The organism is Mannheimia glucosida (assembly GCF_046267875.1).
GTDB lineage: Bacteria > Pseudomonadota > Gammaproteobacteria > Enterobacterales > Pasteurellaceae > Mannheimia > Mannheimia glucosida.
This window is the reverse complement of sequence record NZ_CP176502.1, coordinates 2,040,385-2,060,836: the sequence shown is the minus strand read 5'-3', so window position 1 is coordinate 2,060,836 and position 20,452 is coordinate 2,040,385. Positions and strand designations below refer to the sequence as shown.

The 20,452-nt window shown below is 42.1% G+C and carries 17 protein-coding genes and 1 pseudogene; 13 read left to right on the top strand and 5 right to left on the bottom strand.

From position 1 onward, the window contains the following. Positions 1-31: 31 nt before the first annotated feature. Both folE and truA read left to right on the top strand, forming a co-directional pair. On the top strand, positions 32-721 hold the full coding sequence (folE, locus tag ACJ7Z2_RS09915; RefSeq protein WP_409500175.1) for a GTP cyclohydrolase I FolE: 690 nt from the start codon (positions 32-34) through the stop codon (positions 719-721). 60 nt (positions 722-781) lie between these two features. Next, positions 782-1,567 (top strand): tRNA pseudouridine(38-40) synthase TruA, encoded by a 786-nt coding sequence (gene truA / locus ACJ7Z2_RS09910; protein ID WP_409500174.1) that lies wholly within the window; start codon positions 782-784, stop codon positions 1,565-1,567. Positions 1,568-1,619: 52 nt separating this feature from the next. Here truA and ACJ7Z2_RS09905 read toward each other — a convergent pair whose 3' ends face one another. Both ACJ7Z2_RS09905 and ACJ7Z2_RS09900 read right to left on the bottom strand, forming a co-directional pair. Further along, on the bottom strand, positions 1,620-3,812 hold the full coding sequence (locus ACJ7Z2_RS09905; protein ID WP_409500173.1) for a heavy metal translocating P-type ATPase: 2,193 nt from the start codon (positions 3,810-3,812) through the stop codon (positions 1,620-1,622). A 52-nt stretch (positions 3,813-3,864) separates the two neighbouring features. Further along, positions 3,865-4,065: a heavy-metal-associated domain-containing protein gene (locus ACJ7Z2_RS09900; protein WP_409501138.1), complete on the bottom strand. Its 201-nt coding sequence runs from the start codon at positions 4,063-4,065 to the stop codon at positions 3,865-3,867. A gap of 88 nt (positions 4,066-4,153) precedes the next feature. Here ACJ7Z2_RS09900 and cueR point away from each other — a divergent pair, with 88 nt between their 5' ends. After that, a complete protein-coding gene (gene cueR / locus ACJ7Z2_RS09895) occupies positions 4,154-4,540 on the top strand; it encodes a Cu(I)-responsive transcriptional regulator (RefSeq protein WP_409500172.1) in 387 nt (128 codons plus the stop codon). 93 nt (positions 4,541-4,633) lie between these two features. Then, positions 4,634-6,541 carry a DNA topoisomerase IV subunit B gene (gene parE / locus ACJ7Z2_RS09890; protein ID WP_409500171.1) on the top strand — a complete coding sequence of 636 codons (1,908 nt, stop codon included), beginning with the start codon at positions 4,634-4,636 and terminating at the stop codon, positions 6,539-6,541. A 73-nt stretch (positions 6,542-6,614) separates the two neighbouring features. On the opposite strand, the gene plsY is transcribed toward parE, so the two are convergent. Next, positions 6,615-7,220, bottom strand: coding sequence for a glycerol-3-phosphate 1-O-acyltransferase PlsY (gene plsY, locus ACJ7Z2_RS09885; protein WP_006249773.1), 606 nt, complete (start codon positions 7,218-7,220; stop codon positions 6,615-6,617). 69 nt (positions 7,221-7,289) lie between these two features. Between plsY and folB the strand changes: the two genes are divergently transcribed. From folB to ACJ7Z2_RS09865, 4 genes and pseudogenes are all read left to right on the top strand, one after another. Continuing rightward, a complete protein-coding gene (gene folB / locus ACJ7Z2_RS09880) occupies positions 7,290-7,646 on the top strand; it encodes a dihydroneopterin aldolase (protein ID WP_006249772.1) in 357 nt (118 codons plus the stop codon). After that, positions 7,639-8,509 (top strand): annotated as a pseudogene (locus ACJ7Z2_RS09875) (DMT family transporter). The gene folB and the pseudogene ACJ7Z2_RS09875 overlap by 8 nt, the downstream one beginning before the upstream one ends. 13 nt (positions 8,510-8,522) lie before the next feature. Continuing rightward, entirely contained in the window at positions 8,523-9,422 is a 900-nt protein-coding gene (gene cdd, locus ACJ7Z2_RS09870; protein WP_409500170.1) for a cytidine deaminase, read from the top strand. A 159-nt stretch (positions 9,423-9,581) separates the two neighbouring features. Next, a complete protein-coding gene (locus tag ACJ7Z2_RS09865) occupies positions 9,582-10,973 on the top strand; it encodes a DASS family sodium-coupled anion symporter (protein WP_409500169.1) in 1,392 nt (463 codons plus the stop codon). 56 nt (positions 10,974-11,029) lie between these two features. On the opposite strand, the gene ACJ7Z2_RS09860 is transcribed toward ACJ7Z2_RS09865, so the two are convergent. Together ACJ7Z2_RS09860 and clpB are read right to left on the bottom strand one after the other, a co-directional pair. Then, complete coding sequence (locus tag ACJ7Z2_RS09860) at positions 11,030-12,172, bottom strand: 5-methyltetrahydropteroyltriglutamate--homocysteine S-methyltransferase (RefSeq protein WP_409500168.1); 1,143 nt, start codon at positions 12,170-12,172, stop codon at positions 11,030-11,032. Between the two features lie 213 nt (positions 12,173-12,385). After that, complete coding sequence (clpB, locus tag ACJ7Z2_RS09855; protein ID WP_409500167.1) at positions 12,386-14,953, bottom strand: ATP-dependent chaperone ClpB; 2,568 nt, start codon at positions 14,951-14,953, stop codon at positions 12,386-12,388. Positions 14,954-15,207: 254 nt separating this feature from the next. On the opposite strand from clpB, the gene ACJ7Z2_RS09850 reads away from it, so the two are divergent. From ACJ7Z2_RS09850 to purA, 5 genes are all read left to right on the top strand, one after another. Next, positions 15,208-15,879, top strand: coding sequence for an OmpW/AlkL family protein (locus tag ACJ7Z2_RS09850; RefSeq protein ID WP_154704530.1), 672 nt, complete (start codon positions 15,208-15,210; stop codon positions 15,877-15,879). A 246-nt stretch (positions 15,880-16,125) separates the two neighbouring features. Beyond that, positions 16,126-16,455 carry a thioredoxin gene (gene trxA, locus ACJ7Z2_RS09845; RefSeq protein WP_409500166.1) on the top strand — a complete coding sequence of 110 codons (330 nt, stop codon included), beginning with the start codon at positions 16,126-16,128 and terminating at the stop codon, positions 16,453-16,455. 170 nt (positions 16,456-16,625) lie between these two features. Beyond that, positions 16,626-17,849 carry an FtsH protease activity modulator HflK gene (gene hflK, locus ACJ7Z2_RS09840; protein ID WP_409500165.1) on the top strand — a complete coding sequence of 408 codons (1,224 nt, stop codon included), beginning with the start codon at positions 16,626-16,628 and terminating at the stop codon, positions 17,847-17,849. Between the two features lie 2 nt (positions 17,850-17,851). After that, positions 17,852-18,739: a protease modulator HflC gene (gene hflC, locus ACJ7Z2_RS09835; protein ID WP_006250047.1), complete on the top strand. Its 888-nt coding sequence runs from the start codon at positions 17,852-17,854 to the stop codon at positions 18,737-18,739. A gap of 173 nt (positions 18,740-18,912) precedes the next feature. Then, positions 18,913-20,211, top strand: coding sequence for an adenylosuccinate synthase (gene purA / locus ACJ7Z2_RS09830; RefSeq protein WP_409500164.1), 1,299 nt, complete (start codon positions 18,913-18,915; stop codon positions 20,209-20,211). Positions 20,212-20,452: the final 241 nt, after the last annotated feature.

Below are 20,452 nucleotides of genomic sequence, written 5' to 3'. Positions count from 1 at the left end.
AATCTTCCGCTTACATTTGAGAGGAAAACCAATGACAACGATCTCGCCTGAATTAACGACCCTAGAAAACACACTTTCGCCGGAAGCCCAAAAGGTTCGACAAGCCTTGTTAGCAAAGGGCATTGAAACTCCTACTGTTGCTCATACCAAAGATAAAGCCAGTCGCCGTTCGGAAATTCAGCAACATATGCAGGCAGTTTTAGAATTGCTCGGTTTAGATTTAAGTGATGACAGCTTAGAAGAAACGCCTCACCGTTTGGCGAAAATGTATGTTGATGAAATTTTCAGCGGGCTTGATTATGCTACTTTCCCGAAAATTACCAATATTGAAAACCGAATGAAAGTCAGTGAAATGGTGCTGGTGGACGATATTACTTTAACTTCTACCTGTGAGCATCATTTTGTTACTATTGACGGCAAAGTAGCGGTAGCCTATTACCCGAAAAAATGGGTGATTGGACTCTCGAAAATCAACCGTGTCGTGCAGTTTTTTGCCCAACGTCCGCAGGTGCAAGAGCGTTTTACCGAACAGATTTTAACTGCCTTTCAAACTATTTTAGAAACAGACGATGTTGCGGTGTATGTGAAAGCCACCCATTTTTGCGTGAAATGCCGTGGCGTAAAAGACACCAATAGCTATACAGTTACTTCTGCCTTTGGCGGTGTTTTCTTAGAAGATCGAGAAACCCGCAAAGAATTTTTAGGCTTATTGAATAAATAATTGCAAATATCAATTACTGTGGGGGCGAAAAATCTTTCGCCCTCTTTTTTAGGATTAAAAATGAAAATCGCATTAGGTATTGAATATGACGGCAGCCGTTATTTTGGCTGGCAACGACAAGAAGCGGTAGAGAGTGTACAACAACAGCTAGAGCAGGCGTTGTCGGTTGTTGCCAATTCGCCCGTAGAAGTGTTTTGTGCCGGCAGAACCGATGCCGGTGTGCATGGCACAGGGCAGGTTGTGCATTTTGAAACGCAAGCAAACCGCCCGCTACAAAGCTGGTGTTTCGGCACTAACGCTCATTTACCCGATGATATTGCGGTGAAATGGGCGGTAACGGTGAATGAGGATTTTCATGCCCGTTTTAGTGCCACCGCCCGCCGTTACCGCTATATTATTTTTAACCAAAAACTGCGGTCGGCAATTTTACCTAAAGGTGTTACCCACTTTCACTTTCCCCTTGATGAACGCAAAATGCACCAAGCAGGGCAGTATTTGCTGGGTGAGAATGACTTTTCCTCTTTCCGTGCCGCTAAATGCCAATCCAATACGCCGTGGCGGAATATTCATCATTTGAATGTGTCTCGTCAAGGCAATTATGTGATTGTTGATATTCAAGCCAACGCCTTTGTACATCATATGGTTCGCAATATTGTGGGAACATTGCTCGAAATCGGGCAAGGCAGACAGCCTGTGGAATGGGCAAAATGGGTGTTGGAGCAACGTGACCGGGAAAAAGCTGCCCCTACAGCGAAAGCCGAGGGGCTATATTTGGTCGAGGTGCATTACCCTGAACATTTCGGCATTCCCAAAACACCTCTTGGGCCGCTGTTTTTGGCGGATTAGCGATTACAAGCGGTCAAATTTGCAAAAAAATATGCAAATTCGGCCGCTTAAATTATTTCAACAACCTTTGACTATTTAACACCACGGTAATTGACGACAATGTCATCGCAATGGCGGCAATCATTGGGTTGAGTAGCCAGCCGGTGCAAGGGTAAAGTACACCGGCGGCAATCGGAATGGCAATCACATTATAGATAAAAGCCCCGAGTAAACTTTGTTTCATATTTTGTAGCACTTTTTTAGAGAACGGCAGAATTTGCACCAGTGGTGCTAGCCCTTCTCGCATCAGCGAAAGATCGGCGGTTTCCACTGCAATATCCGAACCATTGTGCATCGCAATGCCTACATTAGCTTGAGCCAGAGCTGGAGCATCGTTTATGCCGTCGCCAATCATTGCTACTTTTTTACCCTCTGCTTGCAAGGCTCGAATTTTTTCCGCTTTTTGCTCCGGTAATACCTCCGCAATCACGCCGTCTAACCCCAATGCGTTGGCGAAATAGTCGGCAGTTTGTTGGCGATCACCGGTCAGCATCACGCATTGATAGCCTTCAGCTTGGAATTGATGAATGGTTGCTTTCGCTTCAGGGCGAAGTTGATCAGAAATCGACAAGACTCCGGCGAGTTGATTATCGACCGAAACAAAAATTTTTGAGGAAAAATCCCCCTCTTTAGCGGGCAATAGGGAGGCAAGATTTGCTTGAATGGTTTCGCCTACAAATTGCCAATTTCCCATTCTGATTGTACTGCCTTCATATTTTGCTGAAATGCCTAACCCTTTCAACACTTGCACATCGGTTACACCACAAGCGGTCTGATTTTCGGCAAATTTTACAATCGCTTTCGCAATCGGGTGTGAGGCGTGTTGCTCTACACTTTTAGCAAGTTGTAGCAAGCGCTTTTGCTCAAATCCGTTAAAGGTGAGAACATCAGACACTTCCATTCTGCCGGTAGTGAGTGTGCCGGTTTTATCGAACACTAAAGTGTCTATTTCACTACTTGCCTGTAGTGCCTCAATATTTCGTACTAGCACGCCAAATTCGGCAGAACGTGCCACACCGGCAATGGTAGAAAGCGGAATTGCCAGCCCCAATGCACAAGGGCAGGCGATGATCAACACGGTAGTAAAAATCGAGAGTGCAAAGGCAAAATCCTGACCAAGTGCCAGCCAAATTAACGCAGAAAGTAATGCGATGGAAACCACTACCGGCACAAAAACGGCGGCGATTTTATCTACAAACTGTGCCAATGGCGGCTTGCTGCTTTGGGCGTGGCGAACAGCATTGATTACACGAGCCAAAGCGGTTTGTGAGCCGACTTGCTCGGCAATATAAATGCCTGAACCATCTTGCACCAACGTGCCGGCTCGCACTTTATCACCGATTTTTTTCTCCACCGGCAAGGCTTCACCGGTGAGCATTGATTCATCCACCCAAATAGAGCCACTGTCTAAAATACCATCAACCGCTAAGCGGTCGCCGGTTAAGGCTTGCACCCGCATTTGTGGTTTAATGGCTTTAGCCGGAATGGTTTTTGCAATATTTTCTTCAAAAATGACCGCTTGTTTCGGGGCGAGATCCAGCAATTTCTCCAACGCTAACGAAGAACGCTGTTTGGCTTTCAGTTCTAAGTATTTTCCTAGATTGATAAAGCCGAGAATCATCACGCTGGCTTCAAAATAAACGTGAGCATTCGGTTGTGGAAAAAGCGTGAGCCAACAGGAATAGAGCCAAGCCGTGCCGGTACTGATTGCTACTAACACGTCCATATTGGCTGAGCGGTTTTTCAGTGCCGAAAATGCCCCGAGAAAGAAATCTTTGCCTGAAAAATACATTGTCGCAAGGCTAATGCCCGCCCAGCCTAGCCAAAGAGAACGATTGGTTTCGTTTACCGTCATTCCTTTGTAGAAACCAAAAGCAACTAAGGCAAAACCAACTACAAGGGCAAGCATAAACTGAGTACGTTTATGCCCTAATACCCGTTGTGTTTGGGCTTGTTGCTTGATTCGGCGTTCTTCTTCGCTTTCCAGCACTTCTGCCCCAAAGCCGATTTTAACCACCTCCGCTACTAAGTCTTCAGGGCTGGCGTTGCCTTGCACAAAAGCGGTTTGATCGGCAAGATTGACTGATGCAAATTCAACCTTTTCCACTTTAAGTAAGGCTTTTTCCACTCGCCGAACACAGGCGGCACAGTGCATTCCATCAATCAAAAGTTGTTGTTCTGGCGAATAGTGAGCTGTGCTTGTCATTTATCCTCCGAAATATTAGGCAGATTAGGGCAAAATTTCTGCCCCTTATTAATTAGGCTAATTTTGCGTCAAAGCCAATGTCTTCAATCGCTTCAATTAAGGCTTGTGCTTCTGCCGAGCCTTCCACCACCGCAATTTGCGGTTCTAACGTTACGCTAACTTGGCTCACCCCAGCCACGCCATTTAACGCTTTTTCGACACTTTTCACACAGTTGCCACAATGTAAGCCATCAAGTTGTAGGGTAATTGTCATCATTTTCTCCTGTTTTGAGTGATTATTCAGGCGTATAATAAAGCTTAACCTTAGGTTAAGGTCAAGCGATTAAAGTGGGAGGATTATAATGAATATTAGCCAAGCCGCAGAAAAAACAGGTCTTTCTGCCAAACAAATCCGAGATTATGAAAAAGCAGGACTTCTGCCGCCGACAAGTCGCACCGAATCGGGGTATCGATTCTACAATGCCACAGATTTGAGCCGATTACATTTTATCAGCAATGCCCGAAAAGTGGGCTTTTCGCTGGCTCAAATCAGCGAACTACTTAAATTAAACGACAACCCAAACCGCTCAAGCCGAGATGTAAAACAATTAACCGAACAGCATATCGGTGAGCTTGAACAAAAAATTGCCGATTTAAACCAAATGCTGACTTTGCTCAAAAGCTGGAGTAGCTCTTGCTGTGGCAACGCCAATTCGGAGTGTTCGATATTGAATGGGTTAAACGGGTAATACAAGCGGTCATTTTTCACCAAAATTTTGCAAAATAGCTGAATATTCCTTAAAATTCAGCCTTATTTTATTTTAAGCCTAAGAGAAAGCATAATGTCTGAAAAACGCTATGGGGCGGATGAAATTACCGTTCTGAAAGACCTCGAGCCGGTGCAGCTTCGCCCGGGAATGTACACGGATACCACACGTCCAAACCATTTGGGGCAGGAGGTGATTGATAATAGTGTCGATGAGGCGTTGTCCGGTTTTGCAGATAAAATTGATGTGATTCTTCACGCTGATAATTCATTGGAAGTGGTGGATAACGGGCGGGGAATGCCGGTCGATATTCATTCCACCGAGAAAATTTCGGGAGTGGAGCTTATCTTAACGAAATTGCACGCCGGCGGTAAATTTTCCAATAAAAACTATACGTTTTCCGGTGGTTTGCACGGGGTGGGGATTTCGGTGGTAAATGCCCTATCCGAACGAGTGGAAATTCAGATCAAACGTGGCGGAGAAGTCTATTCGATAGCCTTTGCCAACGGGGTAAAAGTGGAAGATCTGACAGTCATTGGAACTTGCCCGAAAAAGCAGACTGGAACGACCGTGCGTTTTTACCCAAACCCAAAATATTTTGACAGCCCTCGTTTTTCGGTGAGCCGTTTACGCCATTTGTTACGAGCCAAAGCGGTGCTTTGCCCGAAACTCACCATCAATTTTATTGATAAAATCAACAATACCGAAGAAAGTTGGTATTACGAAGACGGCTTATCTGATTATTTGAGCGAGGCATTAAACGGTCATGAAACCGTGCCGAATCCACCGTTTATTGGTGATGTTACTGCTGAAACAGAGGCGGTAAGCTGGGCATTAACTTGGTTGCCAGAAGGGGGCGAGTTAGTAGCGGAAAGCTATGTGAACCTGATTCCGACTGCACAAGGCGGCACCCACGTTAATGGCTTGCGTAACGGTTTATTAAAGGCGATGGTGGAGTTTTGCGAAATCCATAATTTATTGCCGAAAGGGGTAAAATTAACCGCTGACGATGTTTGGAACCGTTGTGCTTATGTACTTTCTCTGAAAATTCAAGAGCCACAATTTGCAGGGCAGACCAAAGAGCGTTTGTCTTCCCGCCAAGCCTCAAGCTATGTAGATAGCACCTTAAAAGATGCCTTTAGTTTATGGCTTAACCAAAATGTGCAGATGGGCAAATTAATTGCTGAAATGGCTATTAGTTCCGCCCAGAGCCGTATGCGTGCGGCGAAAAAAGTGGTGCGTAAAAAATTAGTCAGTGGGCCGGCTTTACCAGGCAAGCTGGCGGATTGTACCGCTCAAGATCTCAGCCGAACCGAACTTTTCTTGGTAGAGGGTGATTCTGCCGGTGGTTCGGCAAAACAAGCGAGGGATAAAGAATATCAAGCCATCTTGCCACTGCGTGGTAAGATTTTAAACACTTGGGAGGTTTCATCAGACCAAGTATTGGCTTCACAAGAAGTACATGATATTGCGGTAGCCTTGGGAATTGACCCTGATAGCGATAATTTAGAAGAATTGCGTTATGGCAAAGTTTGTATTCTTGCCGATGCGGATTCAGACGGTTTGCATATTGCTACCTTGCTATGTGCGTTATTCCTTCGTCATTTCCCGAAATTGGTGCAAAACGGACACGTTTATGTGGCAATGCCACCACTTTATCGCATTGATATCGGCAAAGATGAGGTGCATTATGCCTTAGATGAGGCGGAAAAAGAGGCGATTTTAGCTCGCCTTGCCAAGAAAAAAGGCAAGCCAAATGTGCAACGCTTTAAAGGCTTAGGCGAAATGAACCCGAGCCAGTTGCGTGAAACTACGATGGATCCAAGCACTCGCCGCTTAGTGCAATTAACCTTTGATGACACGGCAGAAGAGGGCGAATTGAATACCTTTGAAATTATGGATATGCTATTGGGTAAAAAACGAGCGGAAGATCGTAAACAATGGCTACAAAATCGAGGCGATGAAGCGGATTTAGCGGTTTAGTCGAGAAGACAAGCGGTGATTTTTCCGCAATAATTTGCAAATAGGCATAGTGAACGGTTCACTATGCCTATTTTTATGCTCTATTTTTCTTGAATTTATCCCACAGTTTGTCTTCCTGCCCACGCCATAAGCGTTGAATATTATCGTGATGGCGGTAAACCAATAGGCAACAAACTAAGGCGACGGGGAAAGTAAATTGTGGCTCGAACCACCAAATGTAAAACGGTACGACCAAGGCAGTGAAGACGGCACTTAAAGAAGAATAGCCGGAGATTAAAAACACCAGTAGCCAAGTGCCGATAGCACCGCCTGCAACAATAAAGCTTAATGCGGAGATTGCACCAAATGCGGTGGCAACGCCTTTTCCACCACGGAATTGGAAGAAAATCGGGAAAATATGCCCAAGACAAACCGCTAAGGCGATGAAACCGAGTTGTGAGGGAGAGAGTTCAAAATAAATCCCCATCGCCACCGGTAATGTGCCTTTTAAAATATCGAATAAAAGCACACCTAATGCGGCACTTTTACCGCCAATTCGTAGTACGTTCGTTGCACCGGCATTGTGTGAGCCGACTTCTCTTGGGTCAGGCAAGCCTGCCAGCTTACAAAAAATGACCGCACTGGAAATCGAGCCGAGCAAATAGGCGGTTAAGATCAATAAATAGGGAATTAAATTCATAAATTTTCCTGATTAAATTTATCTTGTGTTATATTTTACAGAAATTCAGAAAATAAAACAGGACGAAAAATGAGTGATAAGGTTTTTATTCGAGAACTAACCGCTTTTGCTTCCATTGGGGCTTACAATTGGGAGCATACGATTAAGCAACGCTTGGTTTTTAACATTGATATGGCGTGGGATTTTTCCAAAGCGGCAGAAACCGATGATGTACAATATTGCTTGAATTATGCGGAAGTATCGCAAAAAGTGCTGGATTTTGTTGAATCTCAACCTTTCAAATTAGTTGAAACTGTTGCCTATCAACTGGCGGAACTATTACAAAAAGAGTATCAACTTTCTTGGATTCGGATTGAACTGCATAAGCCGAAAGCGGTTGCCCAAGCAAGCAGTGTAGGTGTGATTGTAGAACGAGGTCATCAATGATCTCATCATCACTACTCTTTTTTGGGGTGGGAATTTTGTATTAGGCAAAGTGTTAAGTGGGGCAGTTCAGCCTATTACCTTAACCTATTTGCGTTGGTTGCCGGCTTTTTTAATTTTAGTTTTGCTCTTTTTTCGCCCAACTTGGCGGGTAATGCACTTATTAAAACCTCGTTTAGGTTTGATGTGGGTATTAGGTCTGCTTGGGGTAATTTTATTCCCGGCTACCTTATATGAAGGTTTAAAAACGACAACAGCATTGAATTCTCTATTTAGCTATTTCGCCTGTATTGGTGCTATTTTTAAATCGGCTCGTTTTTAAGGAGAAAATCAGCCCGATTATTCTAAGTGGGGCAATAATCAGTTTGCTGGGAGTGCTGTGGCTATTGATGCAAGGGAAGCTAACTCGCTTATTTAGCTTGGCAATTAATCAAGGTGATTTATGGGCGATTGCTTCTACTATAAGCTGGGCGGTTTATTGTTGTGTGATTCGGCTACGTCCGCAAGGTATAAGCAATACGGTGTTTTTGACCGTATTAGTGGGGCTGGCAGTTTTAACGTTAACGCCATTTTTTATCTATGAATATGTAGCAGAATCTGCAAAAAATTTAGTAAATTTGACCGCTTTACAATGGAGTGGGATAGGCTATTTGGTTATCGGACCTTCTATTCTCTCTTATGCGTTTTGGAATTTCGGCATTGCAATAGTCGGTTCTGCTAAAGGAGCGGTAATGACTAATTTTACGCCGCTCTTTGCAGCAATATTCAGTATTATTTTATTAAATGAATCAGTTCATTCTTACCATATTATTAGTGCCATACTGATTACGGCAGGGATACTGATTTGCAGCTATAAAAAACATTAAACGGAGGTACCGTATGTTTCGAACAGACATTACAGAGCGTTTTGAACAATTAAAAGCAGAGAAAAACTGTGCAGTTACACAGGCTATTATTGAGCAACTTATCAAACAAGATTTTCACGGGCAGCTCTCTTATGAAGTGGTTGATGAACTCTGTGAAAAATTTAAACGCTCTCGTGTTGAGTTGGCTTTATATTGCATTGCCATTGCTGCCTGTTATGCGGTTACACCGGTTTCCGATTTTAATGTAGGGGCGGTTGCGATTGGCAAAAACGGAGATTTCTATTTTGGGGCAAACCAAGAGTTTTCTGGGGAATGTATGCAACAATCCGTTCACGCAGAGCAAAGTGCAATCTCGCACGCATTTTTAGCAGGGGAAACTTTGATAACAGATGTGGTTGTGAACTATACCCCTTGTGGGCATTGCCGCCAATTTATGAATGAATTAAATAGTGCGGCAAGCTTAAAAGTACATTTACCTCATAGCCAAGATAATTTGCTTCATAGCTATTTGCCGGATAGTTTTGGGCCGAAAGATTTAGGGATTGAGAAAGTCTTATTTGATGAACAACCGCAACAATTTGAGGTTAAGGGCGATCATTTACAACAAGCGGCAATTTTTGCTGCCAATAATGCTTATGCCCCTTACAGCAACGCATTTAGTGGGGTTGCACTGCAAGTGGGTGAGCGTATAGTTTGTGGTAAATATACTGAGAATGCAGCTTTTAATCCTACTTTTTTACCGTTGCAAAGTGCGTTGAACTATCGATTATTTTTAGGGCTTGCCGATATTCCCGTTACTCGAGTTGTGCTGGCTGAGGCGAAAGGCTCTCTCAGTAGTTATGCAATGACTCAAGCATTGGCAAAATCACTATTTGGGTTAGAGATTGAATACCTTTCGCTACAAGCGGTGTAATTTTGATTTATTTTTGCAAAGGTGCTGTATCTTTAAGCAATTTATTTTTTAGTGTTAAATTTTTTGATGAGCTTCACACTTTTGCAACAATTATATTTGCCTATATCGTTTTTTTATATATAGTGATACCACCGATTATCTATATTTTGTGAGATTTTTATGGAAAATACTCCTCTTATTGAACCGAGTAAAAATACACGCAATAGCTTGATTTTTGTTGCTGATGCTATTTTATTTATTATTTTGTTAAATACCTTGCCTTTTACGCCTGAAGCCAATAAGGGGTTGGCATTGTTAATTTTCATTGCCGTCTTATGGCTAACAGAAGCATTACACGTTACGGTTACGGCATTATTAATTCCGATTTTGGCTGTAGCACTGGGGCTGGTTAAATCAAAAGAAGCTCTTGTTGCTTTTGCTGATCCAACGATTTTCTTATTTTTTGGAGGCTTTGCCTTAGCGACAGCATTACACATTCAGCAGCTAGATCGTATGATTGCCAATAAAATTATGGCATTAGCTAAAGGTAAATTATCGATTGCAGTTATTTATTTATTTGCGGTAACAGCGTTTTTGTCAATGTGGATGAGTAATACAGCTACAGCTGCAATGATGTTACCTTTGGCAATGGGGATTTTAAGTAAACTTGATCAGAAACAGAACCACAATACTTATCTTTTCGTGTTATTAGGAATTGCTTATAGTGCCAGTATTGGTGGAATGGGTACTTTAGTGGGAAGCCCACCAAATGCGATTGTTGCTTCTCAATTGAATCTGACTTTTGCTGATTGGTTAAAATATGGTTTGCCAATTATGCTAATTTTATTCCCGTTAATGATTGCAACACTATATATCGTGTTTAAACCAAATTTTTCAGTTAGTTTTGATCGATCATTTGAGAAAATTGAATTAAATCGTTCTCGTATTATCACCTTGGCTATTTTCGCCTTTATTGCGCTTGGTTGGATTTTTGGTGATAAAATTAACCCTATTATTTCTGCATTTCTGGGAATTAATGGCAAAATTGCGAGCTTTGACACCATTCTTGCATTGATTGCAGCAGCCCTTATTTGCATTACTCGTGTCGCAAATTGGCAACAGATTCAAGAAAACACCGAGTGGGGGGTATTATTCCTATTTGGTGGTGGTTTGACGTTAAGTACAGTATTAGGGCAAACTGGTGCAAGTAAAATTATGGCTGATGGAGTAGTTTCACTAATTGAAGGTGGGCATTTTTACCTAATTGGTTTAATTGTTGCGGCATTTATTATTTTCTTAACTGAGGTTACTTCTAATACAGCGAGTGCGGCTCTGTTAGTGCCGATTTTCATCTCTATAGCACAAGCATTAAATATGCCACCGGTTGGATTAGCCTTAATTATTGGCTTAGGGGCTTCTTGTGCCTTTATGTTGCCAGTTGCCACTCCACCGAATGCGATTGTATTTGGTACAGGGCAAATTAAACAAAGTGAGATGATTAAAGTCGGTTTCTGGTTAAATATCATCTGTATCTTTGTGATTGCAACTGTTGGGTATCTCTTCTGGTTGTAGTATTAAAACAAACTAAAATAGCCGAGTATTTACTCGGCTATTTGCATTATAAGAGATTAATTACCCCAAACCTCTTCCGCAATTTCTTTGATAAGATTCAACTTCGCCCATTGTGCGGCTTCGGTTAAAATATTGCCTTCTTCGGTGGAGGCAAAGCCGCATTGTGGTGATAAGCATAGCTGATTGATTGGCACAATTTGAGCCGCTTCTTTAATACGATCAATGATGGCATTTTTATCTTCTAAATCGCCAAATTTAGAGGTAATTAAGCCTAGTACCACTTGTTGATCTTTAATGTGGCGTAATGGCTCGAAAGTACCCGCACGTTCGGTATCGTATTCTAAGAAGAAACCATCAACACGGCATTTACCGAATAACACTTCGGCAACCGGCCCATAACCGCCTTCCGAGAACCAAGAAGAACGGAAGTTACCACGGCAGATGTGCATTGTAATTGACATATCCGCTGGTTTTGCATCAACAATACGGTTTAATAATGCGACATATTTTTCGGCTAAATCGTTTAAATCAAACCCTCTGGCTGCGAATTCTTTACGTTTATCTTCCGCACAGAATTGTCCCCAGCTGGTATCGTCTAATTGCAAGTTGCGTAGCCCCATATCGTAGAAGGTGTGCATTGCTTTGATATAAGCATTAGCAATATCATCATACAGTTTTTGTTCGTCTTGATATTGTGGTAACGGTTGGTAATCTTCTGCACGCACACAGCAGATAATATGTAACATTGTCGGTGCCGGAATAGTGAATTTGGTTGGGTAATCACCGGCGGCTTCTTTTAAAATACGATAAGCGTCCACAAAAGGGTGGCTTTCGGAGAAATCAATATTGCCTACGATTTTTACCGTTTGCCCTTTGGGTTTATGACCGGTAAAGTTCACGTTAAAGACTTCGGTTTCTTGCCAATCCATACCATCAAGTTCAGCTAGGAAATCTAAATGCCACCAAGTCCGACTAAATTCACCGTCAGATACTGCTTTTACACCGTGTTGTTTTTGCAACTCAACTAATTTTTTGACCTCTTGGCGTGTCACTTCACGCAATCCGTCACGGCTGATTTTTTGCTGGTTAAAATCTTCTCTGGCTTTTTTTAACGCATCGGTACGCAGAAAACTGCCTACAATATCATTACGATACGGGGCTTGGGTGCGAATTGTTGCTTCCGGAAATAATTGGCTCATAAATCACTCCTTGTAATTGTATTGGTTATAAACGCCGTTAATGATAGCAAAAAGAGTAATAAAAAGCCCTTCATTAACTTATGAAAATTAATGAAGGGCAATATGAAAATTTTTACTGTGCAAGCGGTCATTTTCGATCAATTTTTTGCAAATTTTTACGATAAATCCACCGCTTGTAAGGTACGAGCGAGGACGCTCGCACCATCGGAGACATTATTGTGTTGCAACAATTTGCCCGTTTTGGTAATCCACCTTAACCGCTTTATTCGGCAATAATTTACCGCTTAAGATCTGTTGAGCAAGTGGATTTTCAAGCTCTTGTTGAATCGCTCGTTTCAGCGGTCTTGCACCAAACAGCGGATCGAAACCGGCGTTGCCGATATGATCTAATGCTGCATCGGTTACTGTCACCTCATAGCCTCGTTCTGCCAAGCGTTGGATTAAGCGTTGTAGCTGAATCTTCGCAATCGAACGGATATGCTCTTGACCAAGTGAGTGGAACATTACTGTTTCATCAATACGGTTGATAAATTCAGGGCGGAAGTGCTGTCCAACGACTTCCATCACCATTTCTTTAACCACATCATAGCCTTTATACGCATTTTCTTGAATTAAATGCGAGCCTAAGTTTGAGGTCATAATCACCACCGTATTGCGGAAATCGACCGTTCTGCCTTGTCCATCGGTTAAACGTCCGTCATCAAGCACTTGCAGTAGAATGTTGAACACATCAGGGTGAGCTTTTTCCACTTCATCAAGTAACACCACCGAATATGGACGGCGGCGAACGGCTTCGGTTAAGTAGCCGCCTTCTTCGTAGCCGACATATCCCGGAGGTGCACCCACTAAACGGGATACGCTGTGTTTTTCCATAAATTCAGACATATCAATCCGCACCATTGCATCAGGATCGTCAAACAAGAAATTGGCTAAGGTTTTGCTTAATTCGGTTTTACCCACACCGGTCGGGCCTAAGAACAGGAATGAACCAATCGGTTTATTTGGGTCGGAAAGCCCTGCACGGCTACGGCGAATTGCATTTGCCACCGCATCAACAGCTTCGTTTTGCCCGATAACCCGAGTGTGTAGCACTTCTTCCATACGCAACAGTTTTTCTTTCTCACCCTCCATCATTTTAGAAACAGGAATGCCGGTTGCTTTGGAAAGCACTTCAGCAATTTCCTCTTCAGTGACTTTAGTACGGAGGAGCTGAGCATCTGCATTTTTTTCGCCATTTTCGACCGCTTGTAACTGTTTTTCCAAGTTTGGAATCACGCCATATTGCAATTCCGACATCTTCTCGAAATCGTTTTCACGGCGAGCCTGATCCATCGCAATGCGAGCATTTTCCAACTCCGATTTAATATGCTGCGTGCCAAGTAAGGCGGATTTTTCTGCTTTCCAGATTTCTTCCAGCTCGGAATATTCGCGCTCTTTCGCTGCCATCTCTTCGTCTAATTTGGCTAAACGCTGGCGGCTGGCTTCATCTTCCTCTTTTTGTAACGCTTGGCGTTCCAATTTGAGTTGAATAATACGGCGTTCCAGTTTATCTAGCGGCTCAGGTTTGGAGTCAATTTCCATACGCAAGCTACTTGCCGCCTCATCAATTAAGTCAATCGCTTTATCCGGCAACTGGCGGTCGGAAATATAGCGGTGTGAAAGCGTTGCTGCCGCTACGATTGCCGGGTCGGTAATTTGAACGTGGTGGTGGATTTCATAACGTTCTTTCAAACCACGCAAAATCGCAATCGTATCTTCAACTGTTGGCTCGTCCACCAATACTTTTTGGAAACGGCGTTCAAGGGCGGCATCTTTTTCAATGTATTGGCGATATTCATCAAGGGTTGTAGCCCCCACACAGTGCAATTCACCACGGGCAAGGCTTGGTTTTAATAAGTTGCCGGCGTCCATTGCCCCGTCAGTTTTACCTGCTCCGACCATCGTGTGAATTTCATCGATAAAGAGAATGACTTGCCCTTCTTCTTTCGCCAGTTCATTTAAAACCGCTTTTAAACGCTCTTCAAATTCACCACGATATTTCGCCCCAGCAATCAACGCTCCCATATCCAGCGAAAGTACTCGTTTATTTTTCAAGCCTTCCGGCACTTCGCCGTTTACAATACGCTGTGCCAAGCCTTCTACAATCGCTGTTTTCCCCACGCCGGGTTCACCAATTAACACCGGATTATTTTTGGTACGGCGTTGTAATACCTGCACCGCACGGCGAATTTCTTCATCACGTCCGATAACCGGGTCTAATTTACCGGCTTTGGCTCTTTCGGTTAAATCAATCGTATATTTTTTGAGTGCTTGGCGGGTATCTTCCGCATTTTGATTATTCACTGTGTCTCCTCCTCGAATTTGGCTGATGGCTTGTGTTAGTTTTTCCTTGTTTAAGCCAAATTGTTTAAATAGTTTCCCCAAGTCGCCATTGTCATCAAGTGCAGCTAGAACAAATAGTTCTGATGAAATAAAGCTGTCGCCGAATTGTTGTGCCAGCTTGTCTGATTGATTTAACAGTCTGACCAACTGTTGTGAAACTTGGGTGTTACCGCCTTGAACTTTCGGCAAGCGGTCTAAAATTTGTTGTAATTCACGAATTAAAGTCGGGACATCAACATTTAATGTGGTAAACAAAGAGGCAATCGAGCCACCTTCTTGTTTTAACAATGCATAGAGCAAATGTGCCGGTTCAATGTACGGATTATCTTTTCCTACTGCAAGCGACTGTGATTCAGCCAAGGCTTCTTGCAGTTTTGTGGTCATTTTTTCAAAATTCATTTCTTTCTCCTTACAATGAGTTTAGAAAGTGTAAATTTTTATTTACATCTCTTGTTGAAACACTAAATGGAGCTTGGTAAACAATTTTCAAGTAAAAATGTGAAAAAGATCACAAAAATAAATAAAATAACTCTTGTTGGGTATCTTTGTGTTAAAAGTTTGATAAATATCAATTCATTTCTATTTCATTTCATTTACACTTCGCTAAAGCTTACCTCATTATAGGTATTCTAATTATTTTTGAGGATATGAAAATGAAAAAATCAACTTTAGCAATTATTTTAGGTGGGGCATTATTAACTGGAACTGCGGTGGCACATCAAGCAGGTGATGTGATATTCCGTGCCGGTGCGGTGCATGTTAAGGCAAATTCAAGTTCAGATGCAAAATCAAAAGCAGCGACAGGTATTGATGTAGATTTAGAAGTGAAAAACAATACTCAGTTAGGCTTAACTGCAACTTATATGTTAGCCGATAATGTGGGTATTGAGTTATTAGGTGCAACCCCTTTCTCTCATAAAATTAATGCCAAAGCCAAAGTTTTAGAATCAGGTGCAGAAGTAGATTTGGATAGAGTTGTTATCTTAAAACAATTACCACCGAGCCTTTATGCCCAATACTATTTCTTTGAGCCAACTGCAAAAGTAAAACCTTACGTTGGTGCAGGTTTAAATTACACTCGCTTCTACCACGCTAAATCAGTTAGCCCTGCTGTTACTGACTTAAGTGTAAAAAAACATTCTTTCGGACCGGTAGCAAACCTAGGTGTTGATGTACAATTAACCGATAACATCTACTTCAACGCGGCAGCTTGGTACACACGCATTAAAACAACCGCAAAATTTAAAGCAGCAGGTGCAGATCACGAAGTAAAAGTAAAACTTGATCCGGTTGTCCTATTTGCCGGTTTCGGGGTGAAGTTCTAATTATTGTTGAGAACGAGTTGGGCTAATCTTAGTGATTAGCCCTTTTTGTTGCAGTTGTTTAGATATAGCCCGTTTCTACTTTTAATTGAAGAGATAATAAAATCGCACTATGCAAATATTTATTGGTGTAATTGGTAAATCTTGCTTGAAATTTTATAGATTAATCTCTATCTTATACACAACTGTTCGCCTTAACTTGCCAGTTAGGGCGTTTCTTTTTTTAATTTAATATTTAAGGATAAACTTATGAGCAATGTCATTCATACAACAGATGCTACATTTGAACAAGATGTTTTAAAATCAGATGTACCGGTATTATTAGACTTCTGGGCGCCTTGGTGTGGTCCTTGCCGTATGATCGGCCCCGTACTTGACGATTTATCTGTTGATGCACAATTTGATGGTAAAGTAAAAATTGTCAAAATGAACGTAGATGAAAATCCATCTGTACCAGCACAATTTGGCGTACGCAGCATTCCATTTTTACTATTATTCAAAAATGGTGAAGTGATTGCCCAGCAAGTTGGTGCAATTCCGCACGTACAAATGGCTGAATTTATCAAACAAGCATTATAATTTTAAGAGCAATACTAGGGCGAATTTATCGCCCTATTTTTTTGCAAATAAATAGTGAAAAAAGACCGCTTGTTTCAGATAAACCTAGTCAAAAGCTTACTAAATAGGTACAATCACTAACTTGCATTCTAAGCTTTAAAGTGCGATTCGATTTTATTTTGGAGATATTTATGTCGTGGAATGAATCAGGCAATCAGCAAGATCCTTGGGGTAAACCGGGGCAGAAAAAAGCTGAGCCAAAGCCTGAGCAACAAGAACAAGGTTCACAACAAGAGCCGGCCAATAATCAACAGAATGAACAACAGCCCCCTGATTTAGAAGAAGTATTTAGCAGTTTATTAAAAAAAATGGGTGGTGGAAAAGGGTCTAATAATAGTTCAAATCAACCTACTGCAAGTTTCGGTAAATTCCTACCTGTTGTTTTAGGTCTTGCTGCAATCGTTTGGGCTGGTTCCGGTTTTTATACTGTACAAGAGGCTGAGCGTGGAGTAGTTACTCGTTTAGGGAAACTCGATAGTATCGTAATGCCTGGGTTGAACTGGAAGCCGACTTTTATTGATTCTGTCACCAGAGTAAATGTGGAACGTGTTTCAGAGCTTAATACAAGCGGTTCAATGCTGACACAAGATGAAAATATGGTGCAGGTGGAAATGACGGTTCAATATCGTGTGGAAGATCCGGCTAAATATTTGTTTAGTGTAAGCAATCCTGATGACAGCTTAAAACAAGCTACAGATAGTGCATTGCGTTATGTGATTGGTCATATGACGATGGACGAAATTTTAACTACTGGGCGTGCAACCGTACGTGAAAGAACGTGGTCCACATTGCGTGATATTATCAAAACTTATGATATGGGGTTATTGGTAACAGACGTAAACTTCCAATATGCACGACCGCCTGAAGAGGTGAAAGCTGCCTTTGATGATGCGATCAAAGCACAAGAAGATGAGCAACGCTTAATTCGTGAAGCAGAAGCTTATGCAAGAGGTGAAGAGCCGATTGCGCGTGGTCAGGCACAGCGTACAATTGAACAGGCTCAAGCCTATAAAGAAGCCGTTGTGTTGAATGCAAAAGGGGAAGTTGAACGTTTGAGTCAATTATTACCTGAATATAAAGCCTCTCCAGAGTTGACTCGTGAGCGTTTATATATCCAGACAATGGAAAAAGTGATGAAAAACACGCCTAAAGTGGTGATGGATTCAAACGGTAATAATTTGAATGTATTGCCTTTAGATAAGCTAATGAATTCTTCATCGGCAGTAAAAGCGGAGCAGCCTGCAGCGGCACAAGTAGTTACACCACAAGTTGTTCAGCCGCAAGTACAGTCAAGAACACAAATTCAGCCGCAGCAAGCAGAACAACAAGAACCAACTCGTAAGGGGAGATTTTAATCATGCGTAGATTATTAGTACCTATACTTGCTGTAGTTGCTTTTGTTGTGCTACAGGCAATCACCATTGTAAATGAAGGCGAGCGTGGCATTATGTTACGTTTTAACAAAGTTCATCGTGATAGCGATCAAAAAGTGGTGGTATATGAACCGGGGATTCACTTTAAAGTACCATTTATCGACAGCTTAAAGGTATTGGATGCTCGTATTCAAACTTTGGACGGACAAGAAGATCGTTTTGTAACAGTCGAGAAAAAAGATTTATTAGTGGACTCCTATGTAAAATGGCGAATCAGTGATTTTGGCCAATTTTATACCTCTACTGGTGGTGATTACCAAAAAGCGGCGGATTTATTACGCCGTAAGGTAGGGGATCGTCTGCGTTCCGAGATTGGTTCTCGAACCATTAAAGATATTGTATCCGGCTCTCGTGGTGAGTTAATGGCAGGAGCCCAAAAAGCGCTGAATGCCGGTGAAGATGGAGCAGAGCGTTTAGGAATTGAAGTGGTTGATGTGCGAGTGAAGCAAATCAACTTACCAAATGAAGTTTCTTCTTCAATTTACCAACGTATGCGTGCCGAGCGTGATGCGGTTGCTCGTGAACACCGCTCACAAGGTAATGAGAAAGCAGAGGTAATTCGTGCCGAAGTGGATAAAAAAGTGGTGCTGATTTTGGCAAATGCGAACAAAACTGCCCAAGCCTTGCGAGGTGAAGGTGACGCTCAAGCTGCAAAACTCTATTCAGAGAAATTTGGTAACGAGCCGGAATTTTACAGTTTTATTCGTAGTTTAAAAGCCTATGAAGATAGCTTTGCCGAAGGTCAAAATAATATGATGTTATTAAAGCCAAACAGCGAATTCTTACGCTTTATGCAAGCACCGACAAAATAATTGTATCTATAAAACCCGATCTTGTATCGGGTTTTTAATTTTCATCCCTATTCTGATCATAACAAGCGGTAAATTTTGGCTGATTTTTTGCAAAAAATTTGAAAAAATTGACCGCTTGCGATATGAAGTTATAATGGGTTTCGTTATTCATCCTAACTAAAAGAGGCATTTCTATGGGTAAAAGTGTTGCTATTCTTGGCGCTCAGTGGGGCGATGAGGGAAAAGGCAAAATTGTTGATTTATTAACAGATCGTGTGAAATATGTAGTACGTTATCAAGGTGGACATAATGCAGGGCATACCTTAATCATTAATGGTGAAAAAACCGTTCTGCGTTTAATTCCATCGGGTATTTTGCGTGATAACGTGACTTGTTTAATCGGTAATGGTGTAGTGCTTTCTCCAGAGGCATTAATGAAAGAGATGGGGGAGCTAGAAGAACGAGGCATTAATGTGCGTGAGCGTTTAAAAATTTCTGAAGCTTGCCCGTTAATTCTGCCTTATCACGTTGCGATGGATCACGCTCGAGAAGCGGCTCTTGGTAAAAACAAAATTGGTACAACAGGACGTGGTATTGGCCCAGCTTATGAAGATAAAGTCGCTCGCCGTGGTTTACGTGTCAGCGATTTATTCGACAAAGAACATTTTGCCGCAAAATTAAAAGATATTTTAGATTACTACAACTTCCAATTAGTCAATTATTACAAAGTTGAAGCGGTAGATTATCAAAAAACCTTAGATGATGTGTTTGCGATTGCGGATGTGATTACCGGAATGGTTGCCGATGTGACAACTTTGCTTCACGAAGCACGTGAAAACGGCGACAATATTTTATTTGAAGGGGCTCAAGGCACGATGTTAGATATCGACCACGGTACTTACCCGTTCGTAACCAGCTCGAATACGACAGCAGGCGGTGTGGCAACCGGATCAGGCTACGGTCCTCGCCATTTAGATTACGTATTAGGGATCATCAAAGCCTATTGTACCCGTGTAGGTAGTGGACCATTCACCACCGAACTATTTGACGATGTAGGTGCTGAAATTGCTCGCAAAGGTAATGAGTTCGGAGCGGTAACCGGTCGCCCTCGCCGTTGTGGTTGGTTTGATGCTGTAGCCGTTCGCCGAGCGGTGCAAATTAACTCCATTTCCGGCTTCTGTATGACTAAATTAGACGTTTTAGACGGCTTTGAAGAGCTGAAAATCTGCGTTGCCTACAAAATGCCAAACGGAAAAATTGTTGAATACGCCCCTCTTGCGGCAAAAGACTGGGAAGGTGTTGAACCAATTTATGAAACAATGCCGGGTTGGTCTGAAAATACTTTCCGTGTGACAAAACGTGAAGATTTACCACAAGCCGCATTAGATTACATTAAACGTATCGAAGAGCTGGTCGGTGTGCCGGTAGATATTCTTTCTACAGGTCCGGATCGTGTCGAAACGATGATTTTGCGTGATCCTTTTGCAGCTTAATAAAAGATAAAATAAAGCCATTTAGTGAGATAGAGCTAGATGGCTTTTTTGTTTGAACCAGTAAACTTTACTTTGGCACAATTTTGTCACAATACAGAAAATAGTTCTTTAGCGTGAGTTTTTAAGGCTGTGTAAGTATTTGAATTTAAAAGAATTTAATGGCACGCCCTAAAGGATTCGAACCTTTGACCCACGCCTTAGAAGCCCGTTAATTAAAAATAGATGCAATTAAAATATTTAA